The organism is Chthoniobacter flavus Ellin428 (assembly GCF_000173075.1).
GTDB classification, from domain to species: Bacteria; Verrucomicrobiota; Verrucomicrobiia; order Chthoniobacterales; family Chthoniobacteraceae; genus Chthoniobacter; species Chthoniobacter flavus.
The window spans coordinates 165,387-187,428 of the sequence record NZ_ABVL01000016.1 but is presented as its reverse complement, the minus strand read 5'-3'; the positions used below and the strand labels follow the sequence as shown (position 1 = coordinate 187,428).

The window sequence follows — 22,042 nt, the reverse complement described above, 5'->3', positions numbered from 1 at the left end:
CACTGCGCTCTGGCGCATCCGCAGGCGTTACTTGCCGCAAAGCGCCCTGGGGCGTGGGATCAGTTACGTTCTCGATCAATGGACAGCTCTGGAACGCTTCCTCGGTGATGGCCGGCTCGAGATCGACAACAACCTCTGCGAAAACGCCATCCGGCCCACGGCCGTGGGAAAAAAGAACTGGTTGTTCGTCGGCGCCGCGGAAGCTGGCCAGCGAGGAGCCATCCTCTACACCATCGTCGAGAGCTGCCGCCGCCGGGGGATCGATCCACTGGCTTATCTACGCGACGTGCTCACCCGCCTGCCCAAGATGCTCATCACCGAGGTTCCCAGCATCACCCCGCAGGCTTGGGCCAAGGCCCAGCGCCAAGCGCCCGACCTCAAGGCCGCATCATAAGTTGCATAGCGTGAAGCTATGCAATCTACGCGAGCCCGCCGATCGATTGCGTCGTCAACCAAATCCGCATGGAGCCACGGATACCGCTTACGGCGTAAGAGCAGTGGGACGTTTGGGCGTCGGAAAATGAGGTGCCGTGGAAAATGGCGCCGGGGTAAGTCGCTGTGTGGGCAACTTTCCTTGATTGAACGAAGGCGGGGCATTCGCAGAGCGCACCGGAGCAAACGGAGGATTCACTGGCGGGAAGGACGCAGGAATCCGTGTTGCGAGTGGGGGATTCCGCAAGGTTTGAGCAGCGGTGTCCCGGTTCGCTTTGGCGATTTGCCCACCCCCGAAGGAAATCAACGCCAACAAGGCCACATAGAATGGCCAGGTCGAGACCGAAATGAATGCTCGCAAGAATCGGATAATACTGTCGCCATCCCCACCGCGCGGAACACACGACAAATCCGCCTTGTCCTGGCCATCCTCGAGCAAATCAAGACTGCGGCGTTGCTCCGCCACATATCCGACATCCATCGCCCAGCACAGCGCCAATGGGGCACTCACCCAGAGTATCGGAGTCAGCGCAACCAACTTCTCGGCGACGGCAAAGGCCTGGACTGTGACACCACCGACGATCGTTAAGAGCTTGCAAGTGTGACTTCTGGACGAACAACGCAGAATTCGGTCCTTCAACATGACGAGATCATTATCGGATCACTTCCGAGCGGGGGGAGATATCTTTTCGTCAGGGAACTGATCGTATCCTCCTGGAAACGCTTGGCGGAAACTTTCTTGAGTCGATCCACCTCCTCGTAGATCGAGTCCATCCGGCGATCAATCGCGTCCATTTCGTCCTTGGTAATGCGCTGCTCGGGAGTGCTTTCGTTCAGATGATACCTGGCACGAAGCTCTACATTCCACTTCCAGGCATTTTCGGACAAATCCGTGGCAGCTTTCGATGGCTCAACCCTGAGAAGGAGCTGAATAAGTGAAAGATATCGATCGGTTAGCAAATCACTCCTTTTTTTAAAGGCCAACTCGACATTCCTTCGGTCATCCAGAGCAAGTCCAGCATTCTTGTTGGCAATGCGGACCCCCGCCGTATATTGGTCCCATAGTTGCATGCGAGTATCAAATAAGAGTCTTAGAGGACTAAGGCCTCGTTCGTAGATAATCTCCTCTGCCTTGGCCGCCTGAAAGCGATCTTCCCCCTCGAATTTGGCGACATAACGGATATGCCTGTCGATCTTTCGCAGCGTATCCCGTTCTGCGAGGGGGGCGACTTCGATTGCTTTCGCGCGCTCCGCCTCGCCAAGGCTTTTGAATTTTTCGATCGAGACTGCAACACTCGGGGAAGTTGCAGCTAAAATCAGAAAGCCGCTGATTAGTATTATTATTTTTGAAGCCATGAACCGGGCAATGTGTTGGCTAGCTTTCCGAACTTCGGCCAGTCTTGGGGATTATTGAAATACTGATTTGCACTGGGCAACGAATCCGGGACAGGGTCTGCTCCCGGATCAGAACCATAATACACTTTCGGCGGTTTGGGATCCGGATTTATACTGGAGGACTGAAAGTTGGTTGAAAAATGAGTCGTGGCATTACTCAAATCGTTTGCGGTAAAGGACGCCGAACTTCGGAAAGACCAATCGACTTCGGCTATGGTTTGCGCAGCGCCGCCATTGATTTGGATGGTCAGGTAATCTCTCACGTATCCATCATCCATGATCGTCTTGAGATAAGGTCGCGTTTGATCCTGTATTTTTTCCGTCGGAAAATCGGCCGTCGCGACGGATGTATAATTTGGTGGATGAACAAAATCCGAGGGATTCTGGACAATGTCGGGATCAGGAAGATAACCACCCGGCGCTCCCGGCGCTTGGTCCGTACTGCAGTAGGTATAACTATCGTCCTCGAATACAACAGTGGTCGTGCTCCTGATATTCTGCGAAATACCCATCTGAAACGTGATCCCCGGAACATTCTGCACTTTAGCGGTCGTCCGATATCCACCTGAGCCCAAATACGCTAGATTGGCACCGGCTTTCTCGTGCCAGTTTGGCGGAGCGCCAATTGGGGAATTTGGCGTATATTCAACCGTAAAGACCACCGGAACGAGGAGAAGAGATTGAGGACCTGTGCCTGAGCCATCGTCGAACTTCGCGGTGTACGAGCCATTCGAGAGTTGTCCTTGATACTGGTAGGAAGGCGCGGAGTCTGAGCCTGATTTCAGGAAAACCATGTACATGGCACCACCGTTTTTCGATTGGTCAGGCACACTGATATTGAGAAAATTCTCCTGCTGCTCTTCCTGGACGTCATCGTCGGAGCCTTTGATGAAAGTCGGCGTCAGGTAAATGACGCTCCGCCCATCCAGCGGACTCGTATTGACCGTCACGGTTTCATTGTTTGCGTCTCTGAACTGCGGGGTGGTTCTGTTTCCGTCCACACTCTGCACGATTGCTTTCACATTTCCGCCAGAATCGTCGTCGTAGTCGGCGTCGCCGTAGATTAAGGTAAGCGTCAAAGGCGGCACGGTTGTATCCCTATTTCCGGCGCTCCCGCCACCCGCGCCGAAATCGATATCCGGCGGATTTGGACCTCCGCCGTTGCCCGAACCCCCACTCCCGGTCCCTCCACCAAGGCCCCCTGACGGGTCGACTACCGTCGTAAACGCGAAACTGGAGTCACCTTGCAAGGGCTGCGCGGGGTTGCCAGCGGCGAGGATCGACGCAGCCTGCAAGTCGACTTCGTAGCGGGTATTGTAGGCCAAGGGTTGAGCGAAGGACAAAGTGAGCGTCCGATCGCCAGCGGTATAAGAAAGGGAAACAGGAACATTCCGCGAGCGATCGTCGAGCACCGTGACGGTATTCGCGTTCAGCGTAGTGGCATTCATATCCTCACTAAAGGCGATACGAACTCGAGTTCCCGGCGACACACCACCACCATACGGCGCTGGATCAATCGAAGCAACATAAGGCCCCCCACCGGGATTGACCGGCGTCGGCAGCGGCCTTGTCTGGAAGCTCCAGGTAAAGGAATTTTGCAAGGGCAGACCGCGTAGATTGGCGAAACCTGTCCCTAGGGAAACATGATAGAGTGTATTCGGGGACAACGGCGCTTGTGGCGTAATTTTCATCACGTCGCTTCCGTAATCGAAACCAAGGGTGACAGGAATCGCCGCGCCGCCGTCGGGCCACACGGTTACCTGATCGGCGGTCACTGTAGCCGGGTCGAGAACCTGGGTCCAAAGAACACCAATGACGACGTCATAAGCCACCTCTATATAATTTTCCCCAGGACTTACGGCGCTGATCGCGGGTCCCGTGTCGTCCAAATCGTGATTCGTCGCGAAGGAGATGTCCGGACGCGTCGGCAGTGAGGTCGGCGGAATCGTGGCCAACCCAGCGGTGTCAGCGTTAAATCGGATGATATAATTGAAGCCAGGGTCGTCATCGGGCCGTTCCACCAGATTATTTGTGGAGACGAAGGCAATGCTCTTTCTTCCCGGAAGAATGGTCGCCGTTCCCGATTCCACACTTTCAGTTCGTATCGGTTGGTCGTCGGCGTCGAAGCCTTCCAACGTCCTGCGGATCACGAAATTAGGAGTGATGTTCGTAATTGAATCCGGCAACGCTTTGTTCAGGTAGACAACAACGACTCCATTGATGGGGAAACCGTAGGAACCATTGATCGGCCATGTACCTGCGACGACATAAGGGCTGCTCGCCGGGTCAAGCGGATCCGTTCCAGCAGCCAGCTCCTCTCCATCCGTCGCCCCGTCCCCGTCGCTGTCCGCTTTACTGGGATCCAGCCCTAAACTGAACTTTTGGGCATAAGTGACACCCCCAGGAGCCATATCACTCCCGGTTACCACGTTTCCGGTCTCAATTACCGTCGGCGCTCCCCACCCTGCGCTAACAACCCAATCCGGGATGCCATCGTTGTTGGAATCGGTCACCAGATCGAAACTGAAAAGGTTTTTTATTTGGCCGACATTCGCGACGGCATAATCATCCCCATCCCGGGTGGTCGCAGGGTCATTCCATGGATAGGCGAGGACCCATTTACGCGAAGTCAGCCGATCGTAGAATAGCTTTGCCACCGCCTTAAGTTGCCCCTGATTCAGGGCGCTAAAATCGTCGGTGTTCGAATTGGGCTGCAGCCATTCATTGACGAGGTTATTGATATCCGCACCTGCGCCTCCTGGAAAATGAGCGTTGAACTCCGCCGCAGCCTGCGTCGCTATCTGCTTCAACTCTCCAAGGTTTGCCACCGAAAAATCATCCGGATCCGGGTAATCGTGATTCGCCCACTGCGGGTGCTCGTTCGTCAAGTCCCGCCGCGCCATCACCCCACGCTGGAACCACCACGGAGGATAACCAGAGGGAACGTCTGGCGGCACAGGATTGTCGGTGAATGCCTTGAGCGGCGCGAGCACCAGCAAAAGGAGCACAAAGTTGCGGGCCAACCGCGTTCCGCGCGCAATCCGGGAAGATAAGGTAGTCACCATGGCCTCCGCAGTTCGCTCTTCATTACTGCGGCTGAGGACCGTTCTGGAAAATTCCCATCGACACGTCACCACGCTGCATTACGCGAAGCGGACCATTGAACGAGGAACCGTTTACGGGATCCAGAACCACTTTCGGCGTACTATCGTCTGTCGGAGCAAACAAGAGGAGACGGTTATTGGCATCCAGTTGCATGGCACTCATGTGTGAAGTCGAACCATCCGTCACCGCGCGACTCCATATCCAGTCCGTCAACGCGATGGTCGAACCGAATCGCACCTCTGCATCTGAAACGCTGCTCGAAGGCGGGGTAAACGAGAGAAACAGGCCATTCACGGATTCACCGCTTCCGTTCTGCCAACTACCAAGGGAGAGGACGTTCCCTGGAATATCCATGTTCCCGTTGCTAGCAGTGGTCCCCAGGACATGCCCGGAACTGTCCCAACCGGAAATTGTCCCGAAGTTTCCAGTGCCGAGATTGAACAGATGCGAGGCCGCATCGTAGCTTCCGGTGTAGGAGGCTATATTTGAATTTCCGACGAAGACGGAGACATTCCCCGCCGAGTCGATCTGGATTCGAATTCCACCTCCAGTATAAGCATCCGCGTTGGCCGCCAAGGAAGCATTTCCGTCGTAATTCAATGGAGTTCCATTCCAATAAAGTTGCGCCGGACCATATAATGGCGAGGTGGGGGGCGTCAGAGCAATCCGGACGCTGTCGGGTTGTCCCCAAAATGTGCTCACTCCATCCCAATATCCGCCATAACCATTTGCATACCATGTCCAGGTGACTACTCCATTGTCCCAATTCCAATTTAACCCGAGGGAAACACTATTGCCGGTAGTATAGTAATTTACAGAACCGGACGCCGGGGGGCTGGATCCGAAACTGTACACCGCCTGTGTTTCCCAATGCAGCACGCAATCCGCCGTATTGAGGTAAATATGGGGCGGATACGCGTTCGAGATCGGCCAGCCCGCGACCGCGTCAATCGTATTCGACGTGGTCGCGGTATCCGTCGTCACATAGATTTGCGAGGTATAGTTTCCGGTGTCGTCCGCCACGAGATACCAATAATTGGTGGGAACATTGACATATTCGTTCACCCAATTGCCATCTGTCCGCTGATAACTATAGTCCACGCTCTTGATGAACGTATCTGTATTATTGCTGAGCAGGATATCCTGAGCGAAGCCCGGATAGCCGACCACGATGTTTAATCCAGGCGGCAACCCTATCGGGTTTCTGTTCGCATCCATTGCGAAGAAATTTCCGGCATAGACATTAAACGTTTGCGTCGTCGAATTGTAGACACCGGAAACGTAGCCGCTCGGTCCGCTTCCACTCACAGCCGATCCGCTATTAATGGCAACAGCCGCCGTATTTGCCGCATCCGCATAGTGATCGGTGTCTGAGGAATCGGTCGACGTATAGGAGAGCAGCAGGCCGCCCCAGGAAATGTACGGAGGGCCGTGCTGGCCGGTTTGTACCGTAATGGAAGAAAGGCTGATTTGAATGGACTCGGTGGATAAGTAGCTAAATTGCTGGCTTACGGGATCGAACAAGCCGGTAAAGGAATTACTCCCGTCCACCACGCCCGCAACATCGCCACTATAGCTACCCATGTTGTAATATCGATGAATGGTCAGGTTGTAGCCTCCAGACTGATCGTGATAATCAAGTTCCTCGTTGTAATAACCGTTTCCAGCCGACACGTTGGTTCCTCCCAGGGAAAATACCGTGGCTGCGCTGTCTCCCTGCGCCAAAACGTAGACAACTTGAGGTGGCGCGTTCGTGAATATATTGGACGCCGGCCACGTCCCATTGGAATCGTCCAGCGTCATGGGACCATTGTAAATATAATATGGCGAAGCGCCCACCTGGAATATCGAACTGCCCGGGATTGTTTCAAATTGCGCTACATTCACCCCATTGGCGTCGATAAAGTAATAGTCCGGGTTATGCCAGGTTGCTCCATCGTAAATCTGGCCGATGCCGTTATTCGAATAGATCAGCAAACCAGGGGAGATCCCCAGGAAACTTCGGCGGTCGCTCCCGACCGCCACCAACGCCGTGGTCCCATTGAAAGTTTGACTTCCTGGATCGTAACTCGTCGAACCCCAACCGGCCACATTGTAGGACTGATCGATGTCAATTTGGTTCTGGCCATCGAAGGTGTAGTAATAATCGTACGAGACGCCAGGGTTTACGGGATCGTCGGCCGTGAATGAGTAAGCGTAGAGTTGTCCGTTGTAACAAATATTCGGCGGCCCAAAGGCCTGGGCGTGGCTTTTTTCTGTCGAGCCCAGCAGAGCCAGCACACCAATAGCGGCGCAAAGAAGTCGATCCTTGGCCTTCTTAAGGTTTTCCTCGACGAACCTACCCGCCATCATCATGAGAGAACTCGTTTTCATTACGGTTGGATATGTCTAAATACCGACGGATCCGTCTCGCAGGCAGGTCGATTTCTAACCTCCCAGATTTGCTTGAAAACATATATCTGCCTCCAAGCCAGCTTAAGATGACTAACACCCTTTTCGACGGGCGAAAAACAGACAACGGATTCGCCGAACCCTGACCTTCTGCGTAGCAAGTGGGGAAAACTTACTGGTTTCATTTGAAACTTGGGGCAGGTAAGCGAAGCCCGAACTTTCAGTCAATTATTTTGTAATTTTCCCCGAAAAATACACACTTTTTCGTAGGTGATTTCATGCAGTCGTGTCGACTGCATCATGCACGTTGGAAAATACTGATTTCCGCTTCGGGCGCGCGGGGTATATTTGGCGAACGTATCTACGAGGAGGAGTTCCATGAAACATCACGCCACTCGTTTGTTGCTGGCCGTCATGGCGGCACTGGTCAGCGGCTGCGCCGATATTCCCCAGGCCACCGTTCTCGATACCGTCGGCCCGGCACCCGCCCCTCCGAAGCCGCGGTCGCACGGCTACCTCGTCGCTTACACGCCGGTAAAGCTCCCACCCCTCAGTTCGGATACCCTTTTCTATCCGCACACTTCCTACGCCGTTTACGACAGCCGCGATCGCTTTCTTTTCCGTGTTCGCAACCCATCTCGGCCCCTGGGATGAAACGCCCGAGCTAGTTACTCTGCGTCCCGGGCGCTACACCATCCACGCCCAATCCGACTTCGCGGGGGACTTGATCGTGCCGATCCTCATCCGGGGAGACCGAACCACCGTGGTCGATCTGGCGAGGAACAACCGTTACTCGGTTACCGCCTTGAATCCGGGCTAAAGCCCCCGCAACCGCAGCCAATCGCGATCTCAGAAGCCGTGCTCGCGGTCGTTATCCGCTGCCATCGCGTATTCGATCTCCAGGCAAAGCCGCTTGCGAAGATTTTCGAACTCCGCGTTCAAAGTCGCAAATTCCGGCGTATGGGCCGCTTTCGCCAACTGAAGCTGCTTAATTTTCAACAGCGGATTGAGAAATTTAATGGTGGCAACGTGATGGTCCTGCATGAGCGCTGGAAGGGAGCATGGGAAATGCCACCTGTCCAATGGGTTTTCGTGTATATACGTATCTTAGAATTACTATTCCGCGCCGGATTGATTCATCTGACTGTCAGCGAGGCACTCTCAACCGGCGCGGAGACTCTAATCGTCTGCCCACCTTCACTCCCGATTCCGGAGAGCTTGAAACAGAATAAAATCACCGATGATGCTGGCGCCAAATACGATACCCGTCCCGGTCTTTCACACAGTTGTTCCCACGCGTGCCAACGGCACCTTGACTTTAGTCTAGGTAAGAAGTCGACCAATGGCCAGATGACCGGAACGGCGGTTCGTGGAGAATCGCCGCATACCCCCAAACCGCGTCTCGCGCGGCTCCCCACCCTCCTCCGTCCCCAAATGAAACACCATCCCTCCTCCCTTCTTTTTGGCTGCCTGCTCGCTCTCTGCTCTTTCTCGCTGGCCCAGGCGCAACAGCAGCAAAGCGTCTCCGCGGACGGCTTCAACTACACTGGATGGAGTACCGGGACGGCGCCCATGAATGCCGTCTGGTCGGCCAATACGGGAAATGTTCCCTCGATCGTGACGAACAATCCCAGCCTTTCTCCGTCTTACATCAGCCTGGCGAATGGAGTGATCGACGCCAACTTGAGCCGGACGATGACGACCGATTGGACGGCCTCGATCAATGTGCTCAACACCGCTTACTCCCGCGGCCAGTGGGTCGGCGTGTTCAACGCCGCCGGAACCCAGGGATATGGTTTCGTGTGGGGCGACAATCAAGCCACGCAGTTCGGATCCCAAGGCACGGTCTGGATCACCAAATACAACGTCGCCAGTCCTTCGAGCCTGACCTTCAACATGAGCAGCGGCGTGACAGCGCTCACGCCGATCGTCGCTTCCGGCCACAATGCCGGCAACACCACGAGTGCCGCGATCTCCGCGCCCTTCGCGCTCTTTCAGTTGAGCTGGAGCGCGCAGACCCACACCCTCACGCTGTTCGTCGATGGCGTGCAAAAGGCCACCTACACCGACACCACTTCGCCTTACACCACCTTCTCGCGGATTTTTCTCAGCGGCAATACCAGCGGGCTCTTCGACAGTCTTTCGGTGACGACGCCGGGGGGGGCTTCCGTTCCTTTTACCACCTATGAAGCAGAAGCCGCGACGCTGGGCGGCGGCGCCACGGTGACCGCGCTCACGTCCGCCAATCTGGTCGCGACCGGCACGGCGGACGTCCCAATGATCGAAGCCTCCGGCCGCGCTTACGCCACCCTTGCCGCGCAAGGGCAATCGCTCACGTTTCAGGTGACGAACGCGGCGAATTCCATCGTCATTCGCCACAACGTTCCCTACACCGCCGCCTATAATACCCGGACGGGCGCCGGAGCGACGCTGCATCTTTGGGTGAACAACGAAACCACCCCCCGCCAGGTCACACAGATCGTTTACACCACCAGTGGAACCAACGGCGGCGCGGCTTCGCAAGTGCTCAGCGCCTTGTCGCTCAGTTCCTATCACAACGAAGCAGCCAAGGCTTATTGGGAGGAAACCCGCGCGCGCATTTCCGGGGCGACGCTCAATCCGGGAGATACCCTGCGACTCGAAGTGGATGCAGGCGATACGGGCACGCCTTATAACATCGACAGTATCGATCTCGAAAACGTTCCCGCGGCGCTCGTTCAGCCGGCGAACACTTATTCTGTCCTGAGCTACGGCGCCGTGGGAAATGGCATCGCGGATGACACCGCGGCCATCCAAAGCTGCATCAATGCCGCCCAGACAGCGGGAAAAGGGGTCTGGATCCCCACTGGCATCTATTGCCAGAGCGCGGTCCTGAGCGTGAACGCCGTGAAAATTTATGGCGCCGGCATGTGGTATACGAATCTTATCAATACCTACGATCCGAACTTATCCAGCTGGGGCGGGTATATGGGTTTCACCCTCTCCGGCAGCGGAGCCGAAGTCCACGACCTGGCGCTCGACAGCGCCGCCCTGACCACCCGCTCCAGCGGCCAACCCGCCTTTGACAATGCGGCCGGAGCCACCAACTGGAAGATCCAAAACATCTGGGTCACCCATAGCAACGTGGGCTGCTGGATGGACAACACCAGTAACGGCCTCATCACCGGCTGTCGCGTCCGCTTTACCTACGCCGACGGCATTCACCTCGACGGCAACACCAGCCTGGTCACGATCTCCAACTGCCACGTCCGCGGCACCGGCGACGACGCGCTGGCCATCCTCGCCGGCTACGGCACCAATTTCGCCGGCCCCTCGCACGACAATACCGCCATCTACAATACCGCCCAGGCGAACTGGGGCGCGTCCAACTTCGACCTGGCCGGCGGCTACAACAACGTCATTAGCTACAACTATTTCGCCGACAGCGATGTCTGCGGCGCGTTGGCGATCAACATACCCGGTGCCTATCACATGTACAACACCACGGGCGCCACCATTACCGGCAATACGATCGTCCGCGGCGGCGGTGACCTTGGCGGTCAACGGCGCGGCGCGATCTGGATCTATCCCGACTGGGGCTACCCGAACACGTCGCCCGCCATCACCAACGTCACCTTCGACGGCAACTACATCCTGAACTCCCTCTGGCGCGGCATTCACCTCTACAACGGCGACACCCAGGGCTCTTCGCTGACCTTCAGCAACAACACTGTCGATGGAGTCATGAACCCCACCGGGGACGGCATCGACGTGGATAGCATCTTCGTGGGCACGGGCACCTTTCTCAACAACAACGTCACCGCCCCCGGCGCCGCCTATCACAACTACGCCCCCAGCACCTTCACCGGCAGCGGCTCGGGAAACGTCCCCGCGTTTTCGTTTCCTTAAGCGAAAACCAGGCGGCCGGTCTGGGCCCAAGTTACGCCCGTATAGGTCAGCGCGCCAGTCATGTCAGGGTCCCCCAGCCATTTTTAGTCAACCCGCCATCCAAAAGTTGCCGCCGGAGATGGTGGAGTGCCCGATGCTTTGGGCGAAGGTGCCGTCGGAGCCATTGGCATTGATGAACGCCCGGCCGTTGCGCACTTGCGCGGTAACCTCGGCCGGAAAGTAACTGGTACTACTGGCGAAGGGCTGGAGTGTGCCCCATTGAAGTTGCATGTCCCGGTGCCCGTTCCAGTAAGCACTTGGGCAGCGGCGAGAATGCCACCATCGAGGTTGTAAGTGTTGGCGCCGCCAGCAAACGCGCCGATGAAGACCGCATTGCCGTTGGTATTCACAATGGCGTTGCCGCTCTGGGTGAAAACGCTGGTTCCGCTGCTGCCATTCCCCACTTGGATCTGCGCCCTGCAGGGAGCCGGCGCGAATGGTATCCATCTCTCTCAGCTGGAAGCGCAGGACGTCGCTCTGCTGCTTTTTCGCCTCCTACTGTTTCTTCATCAGGCATTGTTGTTGGGTGACCTCCGTGCTCTGCCGCTGATGCTCAGCCTGTCGCACCGCATCAGTTCCCGCGCGATGTTCAGCAAATCGCGCGTCCGGTCTGGCCCACTCTCCCGCTGTTCGGTCTCGCGCAGGAGTTGCAGGAGGGATCGGGCGAACCGGCCGCCTGGGCGGTCGAGGAACGAGTAGCCGCTTTTTCCCCTCGGCGGGGATCCAGGAACTCCCCCGGCTTTTTCGAGAAAAGTGCGCGCCTCCAGCCGGGGCTTCCTGGAAACGTTCCCAGTCGCGGAAGCCTCCCTGTTTCCAAGCGCTGAGGCCTCGAGCCCTTCCGATCCCCACTCGTACGCCCCCCGCATGTCACACATCCATGCGACTATTGTCGAAGCGGCCGTGGCGACACGCTCCCCACCCTCATGCAATTTGCCCTCCCAGCATCCATGTCGGCCCGCCGCACCGCTGCCTTCTCACGAGTCGGGCTGCTTGGGATGGTGCCCGTCGGACAGAGCCATTTTCGCGAGGCCATGGACGCGACCATCGGTTCGCAAATCGCGCCGCGTATCGTGACTGATGCGGACTAACCCGGTTCGGCTGCATGCAGGCCAACGGAAACGACCCGAGCGGCACCGAGGGTTTTATCCAGCTGACTGACATTCATCCGGCTGCACAGCCAACGCGGTTTACCGGGTGACCGTGACGCCATGATCCGAACCCCGTGGGAAAAGCACCCCACTGATTCAGTTTCCACCATGAAAATCAATGTCCCTCCTTTTTGCCACGCCGCGCACGTGTCCGCTGCTGGGCGCAGCCACCCCGGCCGATCGGTTTTTATTCTCACCGCGCTCCTGTTCCTGCTCTGTGGCTCGTTGCTCCGGGCGGGCACGTGGTCGCAAGGAACGGGCTTGTTCAGCGGCATCACTTTGGGGGCTCTTCAGAATCCTTCCGTGATCAATCGCACCTGGCCTCAGGTGGTGAATTACGATCTGAACCTGAATAGCTGGCTTTACGACGTTTACGTGCCGCCGGGCTATGACGGGAGCAAGCCTTATGGCGTGGTGGTTTACATCACCTCAGACCCCTCGACGGGAATCGTGCTTCAGACCGCGTCGAAGGACAAGAATGTCATCTGGATCGCACCGAGGAATGTCGGCAACAACGCCAATTCCGCGGATCGCTATGGCGCTGCGCTCCTGGCCATTTATCGCGCGAAGGAGCTGTTCAATATCGACCCGCGCCGGGCTTACACGTCGGGCAAATCCGGCGGCGCCCGCACGGCGAGCGGGCTGGCGTTTTACCATTCGGAAGTCATCCACGGCACCGCGCCGTCGTCGGGATTCGCCCTTCCGCGGCTCGCCGAGGTGACGCCGGATTACATTCCGAACACCAGCGGCCAGTCGGACTCTTACTTCGACTACTCGGATCAGCCGTTTCTCTACTATTACCTGACCGACAACGCGCTGCACAATTCCATCGAGGCTTCGGGGAGAGCAAACAAGCTGCGCTCGTATATCATCACACGCTACGACGATTACCGGGAGGACTATTTTGTCGAAGGCTTCCACTGCGCTTTCGAACCACAGGGGCAGACGTGCTTTCTTTACGACGGCCCGGGCACGCATCAGGATGCCACCGACGCGGAGATGGAAGAGGCGATCGATTATCTCGACCGCAACGACATTTTCCCGGTGAATGCCAACATCACAGCGGGCGCGGGGGGCTTCTTTGGGATGACTAACATCAGCCAGTCCGGCGCGTCGGCGGTGGAGGCGACCTCGGGTGGCAACACCACCTACACCCTCACGCCCACGCTCACGGCCATGGCGGTTGCGAAGTCAGGCTCGACGTTTTACTGGGACAACGCGAATGGCTCGACCGTTCGCTGGCTCTGGGAGGTGAAGAACGCCGCGCCGGCGAACCAGAAAACGTGTTTCGGCCTATGGTTCGCAAACGAGACGTGGGGCGGCGGTGCGCCAATTTCGGTAACCACCGGCAGCAATCCCGGCATCCTCGTCACCATCACGCAGAACGGCTCGCAGAATCGCATGATCATCAGCGCGCGGCCCGACTCCGGTGGCGAGGTGGTGTTCTACGACGGCTATTTCAGCTTCGTGCCCGCCTATTCCACGGCGTGGACGGCCACACAGACCGGCTATCTCACCGGTACGGGTTCACCGGTGGAAATTCGGATGGATCTCAACCAGGGCCGGTGGCAGCTCACGTTCAACGGCATCAAGCTCGATGGCGCGACGAACTCCATCGCCAGCGGCACGCAAATTTCGCGCGACAACAAGCGCTCGATCTTCGGCTACTGGGAGGCTGCGGTGGGTGGCGCGATGTTCTGGAAGCACGATCTTTATACCGCCAGGAGCAACACGTGGTCGCCTCTTACGAAGTCGATCTTCACGGCGGCCACCGGCGCGCTCTCCGGCGCGGGCGCGACACCTTCGCCCATGGAGCTGCGCTACGTGATCGCGAGCGATCCGAACCTGCCCGATCCGCCTCTGGTAGGGCCGACAGGGCTGGCAGGATCTTTCAGCAGCGGCGCCGTGAACCTCACTTGGGACGCTTTTGCCGGCGAAACCGGAGGCTACACCATCGAGCGATCCTCCGTGTCAGGCGGTCCTTACACGACGCTCCAGAGCGGAATCAGCGGCACGAGCTACCTGGATTCCACCGTCACCGCGGGCACCATTTATTACTACACGGTTTTCGCGACCACGGCGTCCGGCAACACGGCGCTCGCTCCCGAACTCGCCGTGGGTGTGGGCTCCCAGGTGGACACTTGGGTGGGTGGCGGCGCGGATGGCAACTGGCAGACGGCTGCGAACTGGAACACCCCGTCTGCGGCGGGCCACACCCTCAGTTTCGCGGGAACGACGCGACTCTCGAATACGAACAACTTCCCCACCAACACGTCGTTCGCCGACCTGATGTTCAACGCCGGAGCCGGGGCATTCACCCTCACAGGAAATGCCATTACGCTCACGGGAAACATCACCAACAACGTCACGTATCCGCAGACAGTCAACCTTCCCATGGCGCTTTCCACCGGCGCGCACAATCTAACCCCCAACACAGGAAATTTAACGATGGGCGGCGTCATCAGCGGGAATGGAAGCGTGTCCAAGACCGGAAGCGGCACCGCGACTATCTCCACGGCGAATACCTACACTGGTGGCACAACGGTCACCGCGGGCACCTTGACTTTCGGTAACGCGAGCGCGCTCAGTACGGGAGCGGTGACCTTGAACGGCGGCACACTGAAGGCCGGCGGCGGATTTACTCTCGCCAACAACATCGCGGTTACCGGCGCATCGGGTTTCGAGATGGCTGGCTTTAACGCCACCTTGAGCGGCAGCCTCAGCGGCTCGGGGGCTTTGACGCTGACCAACAGCGGCGCCGCCTCGACCATGACGTTCGGCAATAACAGCGGCTACAGCGGAACACTCACCGTCAACAGCGGCGCTGCAGTGAGCTTCAATTCGCCCAATGCCGGTAGCACCAGCGCCGCGTGGGTGTTCAACGACGCCACTGCCGGCCGGGTGCGCGTCAACGTCGGGAACAACACGCTCAGCTTCGGTTCGCTGTCTGGAAGCGGGCAATTTGTGAACAACACGAACTCCACGACATCGGTGCTCAGCGTCGGCGCGGCGAATACGAGCACGACGTTCGCAGGCACGATCAAGGACAACGGCACGGGCATTTTAGCCTTGCTGAAGACGGGCACGGGAACACTGGGACTTTCCGGCGCGAGCGCCTACAGTGGTGGCACGACGATCAATGCTGGCACGATCGGAGTCGCCGGTGCCAACGGTGCCAACACGAATCTGGGCACCGGCTCCGTGACCGTGAACATGGGAGGGATTTTGCGCGCCGGTTACAGCGTCAGCAGCAATCAAAACATCAGCACGACGGCGAATAATATCACGATCGCGGGCGGCTCCGTTTACGCGGACGACGCGAACCAGCATCTCACCGGCGCCATCACGGTTTCAGCGTCCGGCGGCGTGCTCGGCTCGACCTACAACGCGGGCAACAATTCCGCGGCTGAGAAAGACAAGGGCCTGGCTCTCGACGGGGTCGTGAGCGGTGCCGGCGCGTTGACGATCCAGCACACGCGCATCAATACGGGCAATAGCTACGATACGTCGTTTGTCGCCTTCTCGAACAATGCCAACACTTACTCAGGGACCGTCACGATCAACGAGAATACAACCACGAGCGAAGGCGGCGTTTACCTCGGTGTCAATGGCAGCACGGCGCTGCAAAATGCGACCGTCGCCACATCGGCGATTCCTGGGCGGCAACCTGAAGTTCGGCCCCAGTCCCATTGTGTTCAAAACGGGGCTTGGCTCCGCGACGATTGGCGTGATCAGCGGCAGCGCCCCGCTGGTGTTGACCGGCTACGATCAAGTCAATCACGCCTACGGCACAGATGCGATCGCGCTGACCCTCGGAGGCAACAATGCGAGCGCGACTTACTCGGCGGCCATCAGCGGACTGGGCAGTCTGGCCAAGACGGGCGGCGGGACGCTGACGTTATCCGGCACGAGCACCTTTTCCGGAGCAACGACGATCAATAGCGGCTTCCTGAACATCACCGGCGTTCTCGGCGGTGCCGGGACCTTGACCGTCAATAGCGGCGGCACGCTGGCGGGAATGGGAACCGTGGCGCGCGCAACGACCGTGGCCAGCGGCGGCGCGATCGCTCCGGGTAACGGCGGCGCCGGCACGGCGGGCACGCTGACGGTCTCCGGCGGCCTCACGCTCAATAATGGAGCGGTCGTGAACATGGATCTCACCGGCACGGGGACCTCAGACAAGATCGCGGTGAGCGGCCCATTTTCCGCGAGCGGCACGACGACGATCAATCTCAATGCGCTCGCGGGCTTCGCCGGCTCGGGCACGTATTCGCTCATCACCGGCGCCAGCGGCATTAGCGCCAGCAGCTTCGCTCTCGGCTCGACGCCCTCGGGCTACGTTTGTACCCTCAGCGCAAGCGGCGGCACCCTCTCGCTGACCGTGATGACGCCGCAGGAGAGTTGGCGGCTCGCGAATTTCGGCAGCACGGCCAATAGCGGCAACGCGGCCGACGGCGCAGACCCCGATGGCGACGGCATGACGAACGCGCAGGAATACGCCGCAGGCACCGACCCAAACAACGCCGGCAGCGTGCTGCGGGTGAGTGGCATTACGTTCAGCGGCAATGACGTCGTCGTAAGTTTTCCGACCGTGATGGGAAAAACGTATCGCCTCGAACGCTCCAACACTTTGCAGAACGCCTCGTGGACCACCGTGCAGGCCAACATCGCCGGCACCGGCGGCGTCGTGCAACTCACCGACGCCGGCGCAGCGGCACAGAGCCAACGCTTTTACAGAATCGTTACCCCATGAGTCCCCTCGACTCTTATCCCGGTTTCAGGGGCTTCCTCCTCTATCCTGCTGCTCCTCTCGGCGCACCAGCAAACGCGAACTGATCGAGCCCCACAAAGGAGACAAGCGTTACCTGCGCCGCCAACCCCGGTGGAGAATTTGGCAAGCAGGTAATGTCGGCCGGTCACAAGAGGCCGCAGAAAAATTCTGGTGAACAAATTCGTCGGGCAGATTGTCACAGGAGAAAATTCATCAAATCCATCCAGCTAGAAAGGAACCTACCTGTATGAGACCCATTGAACGTCCCGCCGCCATTCGGTGGCACATTGTAAATCGGCACCTTCACCCTGGCGTGACGGTGCGGGAAAAACTCGCTGAAAAGATCGCAGCGCTTTCTCAACTGCTCGTCCACTTTCCGCCTGACTCGATTCACCTCCAGGTGGTCTTGGACAAAATGGCCAAGAAAGGCCTCTATGAGGTCCGGCTTACCTTGCGGCTTCCGTCCAATATCCTCCACGCGGAGAAAACAGGTACGGATCTGCTCGTGACCATCAATACCGCTGTCAATGCCCTGAAGCGCGAGGTGATGAGCCTAAAGGCGGACCTGCGGGGCGATTACCGTTGGAAGCGACCGGCACGGCGAGCGGCCTTGAGGACCGCAAAGGAAGCACGGTTCGCCTCGCCACCCCCTGCGGATGGCGTATTGGGAATCCATGTCGATCTTGCCGCCCAACTGTTTGCGGCCCATCACCCCTCGCTGCTCTCTCATGCCGTACGAGTCCTGCGTATGGCTGAACTCACCGGCGACATTCCAGTCGGGGCGCTGGATGCCGGTGATGTCGTAGACGAAGTCGCACGCATCGTCATTGACCCGATCGGCGGAACTCCGAAACCAGCCCCGGTCACTTATCAGCAATGGTTTTTCCGTTTGGTGCAGGAGGAAGTTGACCGGCAGGTGCGACGCTTCGCTGAGGAAATGCGCCTTCGCGTCATTCCCCCTGAGGGCATATCCTCACACGAAGCGCAGATCTGCGAAACCCAGCCAACCTGCGACCGCTCATCCGAAAGCTTCGAAGCCGAAGAGGAATCACTCCCAGAGGACCGGGTGGTCGATGGTCAAATGCTACCACCGGACTCTGCAATCGCGGGCCGAGAGCTTGTCGAACGCCTTCAGCAGGAGGTGAAAACATGGCCTTCGCTGGAACGACAGATATTTGAGCTTCATTATCTGGTCGGACTGGAAGTGGCAGATGTAGCGAAGATCACTCACCAGCCAGAGGCCGACATTCTGGCGTTCATCGAAAAGATTCAGCCTCGCCTCCGTGACTTCCTCCGCCGAACGGTTTGTGCCCCTCGCCCCGTCGACGAAGAGCTTGGGCTCCCTGAGAACTTGCGGTCCCGTTGAGTCCGGATTGCGACCGTGTAGGACACAAAAATTAGGAGACCTTCGCATGCCTTCTTCCAAGGTCTTAATCGTCAGTCCAAACGTGCAACTGGCTTTTACATTAGAGGTTCTCCTTCGCGAGCACGGGTTCGAAGTGCGCTCTGAAGGCAGTTCAAAGGAAGCAAGTGGGGCAATCAAAGAATTTGCTCCAGACGTCCTCCTTACGGCGTGTGAAGACACAGTGTTTGTCGGTCGACGAAATGCTTCAGAAATAGAGGAACTTTCCAGGCCCGTTGACACGGAGGCGTTGCTGCGTCTTCTCCGCGAATCATCCGTGGAGTAAGCGAAGCATATTCTCCGGTGATGCTCTGGCGGGTCGATGTAGTGGTGACTGAGCCGTTTTCGCGTGGCTCGCTCGCGGAAAGAGGCGTATTGCGTCTCGATGCCATCGGCGCTTCCGAAGTGATGACCGAGTTTTCGGGCTGCCCCTACCGCGCCACTGGCGAACTGTTTATAACTATAAACGGCCAAAATCCAGAAGGACACGCGGGCCCAATTGTGGAGCGACCACGCAACCTTGGACATTTCCTTCTCCGTCTCAAACGCGGGCCGTGGCTCGAGTAACGATCATAGGGGTCATCGAATTTCGTCAAACCTTCAAGCCATTCCCATCCCTGCAAACTCAGGTCCATTCGAACTGAAAGAAAGTGCCGGCGGAGGGGGTCGAACCCACACTCCCTTTCGGGAACAAGATTTTGAGTCTAGCGCGTCTGCCAATTTCGCCACGCCGGCTTTAGGGCCGCGAAAAGTAAGGACTGCTTGGCGGGAATGCAAGCGGCAAAGAGCTTAGGCTCTTTGAATATCCAGCATTGCCCCCAACGGCACCATGGGCGTCTCGCAAAGCCTCGACTCAACATCCAATGGCGCAAGCGTAGAACGGTGGCGCTTTCCTTCATTGGGAGTTGGGGGTTGGATGTTTCCTTACCGATCTTCCACTCCGTCGTGCACGTTCTTGCCGGTGAAGAAGTTTTGCATTTCGTGGCCGCGCCTTTCGAAGCGCTTGCCGAGGCGGTGGAAGAAATCCGGCACGCTCTTGAAGGGTTCGCCGGAATGGGAATAGCCCTCGTCGGTATCGCCCCGTGACGCCTGATATGGGGGCGGGGGTGGGTTATGGTTGTCGTCGAGATACGCGTGGTCATCCTGCACCGGGCGATTGCGATCGAAATCCTTGCGCAGCACCGAACCGCTGTCCGCGGCAATGTCCACGGATCCTACGTGACCATTTTGGCCATCGAGCAGATCCAATTGCCACACCGGCGCCCCACCACCGGTGCCGGCGCGGAGCCGATAGTCCACGTGATCAAACGGCACGTTGCCCTTCTGCGCTTCCTGGTTGGCGATGGTGAAGGCGCCCTCGGAATCGAGGTTGAGCTGGTTGAAATTCATCGAACTGCTCACGCCGTGGGAGGTCGGGGTGCGTTCGCCGACGATTTTGCCGTGCTGCACTTCCACTTCGCGCACGCCGCCGCGAGCCCGGGGGTCGTCGAGCACGATCTTCCACACCGCAGGCTGGGGCGTGCCATCGTGACCGCGCAGTTCGGTGACGTGATTGAGAACTTCCTGACCATCCCGCTTGCCGAGCACACGCAAGGCGGAATAAGCCGTGTCCGCCGCGTGCAACGCGCCGAGCGGAAACAAAACGAGTGCAACGAGAAATGCTACTTTCATCTCCGTAATGATGAAACAGGGTGGACCGATTTTCCAGCGAGAATGAGCAAGGGGCAGGCATTTGCACTTTCTTCGCGCGGCATCCTCATTCAATAATCCAGTGCGATGTCGCTTTCCCCAGTCTCGCTCGAGCGCCAGTTGAAACTCTACAAAGGCTTGGTAGAGGTGAGCGCCCTCATCAATGCGATCACCGAATCCAGCGAATTGCTCCCAGCCATCCTCGAGGTGGCGCGGCGCGTCATGGAAGTCGAGGCCGCCTCGCTTTTCCTGGTGAACGGCGACGGCGAACTGGAGCTGACCTACGCGAGCGGCGGGATCATGGCCGGCACCTCGGCGCCCGAGGCGCGGATCGTGGTGCCCCGAGGGCGGGGCATCGCCGGCTGGGTACTGGAACACGGCGAGGCGCTGCTCGTGCCCGATGCGTATGCCGACCCGCGCTTTTTCAAGGACACGGACCGGCAGACCGGCTTTCGCACCCGCTCGATCCTCTGTGCGCCGATGCAGCGAAAAGGAAAGGAAATCGGTGTCCTTCAAGTGCTCAACCCCATCGGCCGCGAGGCATTCGATGAGGACGATCTGGCTGCCTTTCGGGCCTACGGCGATCTCGCGGCTACGGCGATCGACAAGCTACGCACCATCGAGCGGCAGCAGGAGCAGCAGCGCGTGGCACAGGAGTTCGCCTTCGCGCGGGAGATCCAGGCAAGCTTCCTGCCGCAATCACTGCCCTCACTTTCCCACGTGCATTTCGCCGCCACCTATCGGCCGGCGCTGAATGTCGGTGGAGATTTTTACGACGTCATCGAGTCGGGACCCGACGAAATTTATTTCGTGGTCGGCGATGTCTCCGGCAAGGGCATGCCCGCGGCGCTGCTCATGGCGCAGGCGCTGAGCATTCTGCGCCTCATCGTGAAGCCGGGCATCTCGCCTGTCGCGGCCATGGCGCGGTGGAATGCGATGATCAGCGGGCACACCATTCGCGGGATGTTCATCACCGCCATGCTCGGCCGGCTCGTGCTTTCCACCCGGGAGGTGGAGCTTTGCAGCGCGGGGCACTGCCATCCCTTTACCACGGCGCAGAGCGGCGTGAAGGAGATCAAGATTCCCGGCTCGCCGCCGCTGGGGCTGTTGCCGGAGCTGCCCTCGCGCTCGCATACGCTCACCCTCGCGCAAAATGAATGGCTCGTGCTCTACACCGACGGCCTGGTGGAATCCTTTAATCGCGAGGATGTGCCGCTGGATGGCGTGGGCGTGCAACGCTTGCTCTCGCGGGAATTTGCCAGCGCCACCGATGTCGTGGACGGCCTGAACCGCGGTGAAATAAATCATCGGCAGGGAGCCGAGCCGCATGACGACCTGACCATTCTCGTTTTTGGTTTCCAATGAAGCGCGAAATCGAATTTGCCAGCCACCCCGCAAATCTCACGCTCGTCCGCGATTTCATCCGGCAGTTCCTCAAGCCATTCGACATCCCCGAAGCGGAGAAAGACCTGGTCGTCCTCGGCCTCGATGAGGCGTGCACGAATGTCATCCGTTACGCGTATCATCATGAGCCGAATCAGCTCATCTGCCTGGTCTGCGAAGAGACCGAGGCGGGCTTCCGCTTCCGCCTGCGCGACTACGGCACGCAATGCGATCCGAGCAAACTGCAGGGCCGTCCGCTCGATCTCGTGCAACCCGGCGGCCTGGGCATTCACCTGATTCGCCGCGCCTTCAATCAGGTGGACTACAATTTAAAGAAGGAGGGCACCGAGCTCGTGCTGGAGAAGCACCTGAACCACCATCACAAGGAGTAACGGGACA

The 22,042-nt window shown here is 58.4% G+C and carries 16 protein-coding genes and 1 tRNA gene; 10 read left to right on the top strand and 7 right to left on the bottom strand.

Going from position 1 to position 22,042, the window contains the following annotated elements:
• On the top strand, window positions 1–394 hold a 394-nt coding region (locus CFE428DRAFT_RS22760; protein WP_042725595.1), incomplete at its 5' end, for an IS66 family transposase.
• 674 nt (window positions 395–1,068) lie between these two features.
• Here CFE428DRAFT_RS22760 and CFE428DRAFT_RS22755 read toward each other — a convergent pair.
• From CFE428DRAFT_RS22755 to CFE428DRAFT_RS22745, 3 genes are read right to left on the bottom strand one after another with little or no spacing between them, the layout of a single operon-like run.
• Window positions 1,069–1,788 (bottom strand): hypothetical protein, encoded by a 720-nt coding sequence (locus CFE428DRAFT_RS22755; RefSeq protein ID WP_006982009.1) that lies wholly within the window; start codon window positions 1,786–1,788, stop codon window positions 1,069–1,071.
• Entirely contained in the window at window positions 1,773–4,892 is a 3,120-nt protein-coding gene (locus CFE428DRAFT_RS34275) for an Ig-like domain-containing protein (RefSeq protein WP_006982008.1), read from the bottom strand. Before CFE428DRAFT_RS34275 ends, CFE428DRAFT_RS22755 begins: the two co-directional genes overlap by 16 nt.
• Before the next feature lie 22 nt (window positions 4,893–4,914).
• Window positions 4,915–7,305 carry a hypothetical protein gene (locus tag CFE428DRAFT_RS22745; RefSeq protein WP_006982007.1) on the bottom strand — a complete coding sequence of 797 codons (2,391 nt, stop codon included), beginning with the start codon at window positions 7,303–7,305 and terminating at the stop codon, window positions 4,915–4,917.
• A 396-nt stretch (window positions 7,306–7,701) separates the two neighbouring features.
• Here CFE428DRAFT_RS22745 and CFE428DRAFT_RS22740 point away from each other — a divergent pair, with 396 nt between their 5' ends.
• Complete coding sequence (locus CFE428DRAFT_RS22740; protein WP_006982006.1) at window positions 7,702–7,977, top strand: hypothetical protein; 276 nt, start codon at window positions 7,702–7,704, stop codon at window positions 7,975–7,977.
• Window positions 7,946–8,143 (top strand): hypothetical protein, encoded by a 198-nt coding sequence (locus CFE428DRAFT_RS37670; RefSeq protein ID WP_006982005.1) that lies wholly within the window; start codon window positions 7,946–7,948, stop codon window positions 8,141–8,143. Before CFE428DRAFT_RS22740 ends, CFE428DRAFT_RS37670 begins: the two co-directional genes overlap by 32 nt.
• 29 nt (window positions 8,144–8,172) lie before the next feature.
• Here the strand turns inward: CFE428DRAFT_RS37670 and CFE428DRAFT_RS37665 are convergent, their stop codons facing one another.
• Entirely contained in the window at window positions 8,173–8,367 is a 195-nt protein-coding gene (locus CFE428DRAFT_RS37665) for a hypothetical protein (RefSeq protein WP_042725556.1), read from the bottom strand.
• A gap of 390 nt (window positions 8,368–8,757) precedes the next feature.
• Between CFE428DRAFT_RS37665 and CFE428DRAFT_RS22730 the strand changes: the two genes are divergently transcribed.
• The gene (locus CFE428DRAFT_RS22730) at window positions 8,758–11,211 is read left to right on the top strand and encodes a right-handed parallel beta-helix repeat-containing protein (RefSeq protein ID WP_157447602.1); all 2,454 of its coding nucleotides are present in this window, start codon (window positions 8,758–8,760) and stop codon (window positions 11,209–11,211) included.
• Window positions 11,212–11,298: 87 nt separating this feature from the next.
• On the opposite strand, the gene CFE428DRAFT_RS22725 is transcribed toward CFE428DRAFT_RS22730, so the two are convergent.
• The gene (locus CFE428DRAFT_RS22725; RefSeq protein WP_006982003.1) at window positions 11,299–11,481 is read right to left on the bottom strand and encodes a hypothetical protein; all 183 of its coding nucleotides are present in this window, start codon (window positions 11,479–11,481) and stop codon (window positions 11,299–11,301) included.
• A gap of 692 nt (window positions 11,482–12,173) precedes the next feature.
• On the opposite strand from CFE428DRAFT_RS22725, the gene CFE428DRAFT_RS37660 reads away from it, so the two are divergent.
• The 4 genes from CFE428DRAFT_RS37660 (at window position 12,174) to CFE428DRAFT_RS22705 (ending at window position 18,535) form a co-directional block, all read left to right on the top strand.
• Window positions 12,174–12,338: a hypothetical protein gene (locus CFE428DRAFT_RS37660; protein WP_157447601.1), complete on the top strand. Its 165-nt coding sequence runs from the start codon at window positions 12,174–12,176 to the stop codon at window positions 12,336–12,338.
• Between the two features lie 168 nt (window positions 12,339–12,506).
• Window positions 12,507–16,340 carry an autotransporter-associated beta strand repeat-containing protein gene (locus tag CFE428DRAFT_RS22715; protein WP_042725553.1) on the top strand — a complete coding sequence of 1,278 codons (3,834 nt, stop codon included), beginning with the start codon at window positions 12,507–12,509 and terminating at the stop codon, window positions 16,338–16,340.
• Window positions 16,249–17,151: a thrombospondin type 3 repeat-containing protein gene (locus tag CFE428DRAFT_RS40795; RefSeq protein WP_337442754.1), complete on the top strand. Its 903-nt coding sequence runs from the start codon at window positions 16,249–16,251 to the stop codon at window positions 17,149–17,151. Before CFE428DRAFT_RS22715 ends, CFE428DRAFT_RS40795 begins: the two co-directional genes overlap by 92 nt.
• Window positions 17,152–17,416: 265 nt before the next feature.
• Complete coding sequence (locus CFE428DRAFT_RS22705) at window positions 17,417–18,535, top strand: HPF/RaiA family ribosome-associated protein (RefSeq protein WP_006981998.1); 1,119 nt, start codon at window positions 17,417–17,419, stop codon at window positions 18,533–18,535.
• 687 nt (window positions 18,536–19,222) lie between these two features.
• Here CFE428DRAFT_RS22705 and CFE428DRAFT_RS22700 read toward each other — a convergent pair.
• Window positions 19,223–19,306 (bottom strand) — tRNA-Leu (locus CFE428DRAFT_RS22700).
• Between the two features lie 189 nt (window positions 19,307–19,495).
• Complete coding sequence (locus tag CFE428DRAFT_RS22695; RefSeq protein ID WP_006981996.1) at window positions 19,496–20,242, bottom strand: hypothetical protein; 747 nt, start codon at window positions 20,240–20,242, stop codon at window positions 19,496–19,498.
• 105 nt (window positions 20,243–20,347) lie between these two features.
• On the opposite strand from CFE428DRAFT_RS22695, the gene CFE428DRAFT_RS22690 reads away from it, so the two are divergent.
• Entirely contained in the window at window positions 20,348–21,625 is a 1,278-nt protein-coding gene (locus CFE428DRAFT_RS22690) for a PP2C family protein-serine/threonine phosphatase (RefSeq protein ID WP_006981995.1), read from the top strand.
• Entirely contained in the window at window positions 21,622–22,035 is a 414-nt protein-coding gene (locus tag CFE428DRAFT_RS22685; RefSeq protein WP_006981994.1) for an ATP-binding protein, read from the top strand. The genes CFE428DRAFT_RS22690 and CFE428DRAFT_RS22685 overlap by 4 nt, the downstream gene beginning before the upstream one ends.
• Window positions 22,036–22,042: the final 7 nt, after the last annotated feature.

Excerpts from the sequence above, each read along its gene's own strand:
- CFE428DRAFT_RS22755 (WP_006982009.1), bottom strand. The coding sequence starts at position 1,788 with ATGGCTTCAAAAATAATAATACTAATCAGCGGCTTTCTGATTTTAGCT.
- CFE428DRAFT_RS22695 (WP_006981996.1), bottom strand. The coding sequence starts at position 20,242 with ATGAAAGTAGCATTTCTCGTTGCACTCGTTTTGTTTCCGCTCGGCGCG.
- CFE428DRAFT_RS22715 (WP_042725553.1), top strand. The coding sequence starts at position 12,507 with ATGAAAATCAATGTCCCTCCTTTTTGCCACGCCGCGCACGTGTCCGCT.
- CFE428DRAFT_RS22705 (WP_006981998.1), top strand. The coding sequence starts at position 17,417 with ATGAGACCCATTGAACGTCCCGCCGCCATTCGGTGGCACATTGTAAAT.
- CFE428DRAFT_RS34275 (WP_006982008.1), bottom strand. The coding sequence starts at position 4,892 with ATGGTGACTACCTTATCTTCCCGGATTGCGCGCGGAACGCGGTTGGCC.
- CFE428DRAFT_RS22745 (WP_006982007.1), bottom strand. The coding sequence starts at position 7,305 with ATGAAAACGAGTTCTCTCATGATGATGGCGGGTAGGTTCGTCGAGGAA.
- CFE428DRAFT_RS37660 (WP_157447601.1), top strand. The coding sequence starts at position 12,174 with ATGCAATTTGCCCTCCCAGCATCCATGTCGGCCCGCCGCACCGCTGCC.
- CFE428DRAFT_RS22725 (WP_006982003.1), bottom strand. The coding sequence starts at position 11,481 with ATGCAACTTCAATGGGGCACACTCCAGCCCTTCGCCAGTAGTACCAGT.
- CFE428DRAFT_RS37665 (WP_042725556.1), bottom strand. The coding sequence starts at position 8,367 with ATGCAGGACCATCACGTTGCCACCATTAAATTTCTCAATCCGCTGTTG.
- CFE428DRAFT_RS22690 (WP_006981995.1), top strand. The coding sequence starts at position 20,348 with ATGTCGCTTTCCCCAGTCTCGCTCGAGCGCCAGTTGAAACTCTACAAA.
- CFE428DRAFT_RS22685 (WP_006981994.1), top strand. The coding sequence starts at position 21,622 with ATGAAGCGCGAAATCGAATTTGCCAGCCACCCCGCAAATCTCACGCTC.
- CFE428DRAFT_RS22740 (WP_006982006.1), top strand. The coding sequence starts at position 7,702 with ATGAAACATCACGCCACTCGTTTGTTGCTGGCCGTCATGGCGGCACTG.
- CFE428DRAFT_RS22730 (WP_157447602.1), top strand. The coding sequence starts at position 8,758 with ATGAAACACCATCCCTCCTCCCTTCTTTTTGGCTGCCTGCTCGCTCTC.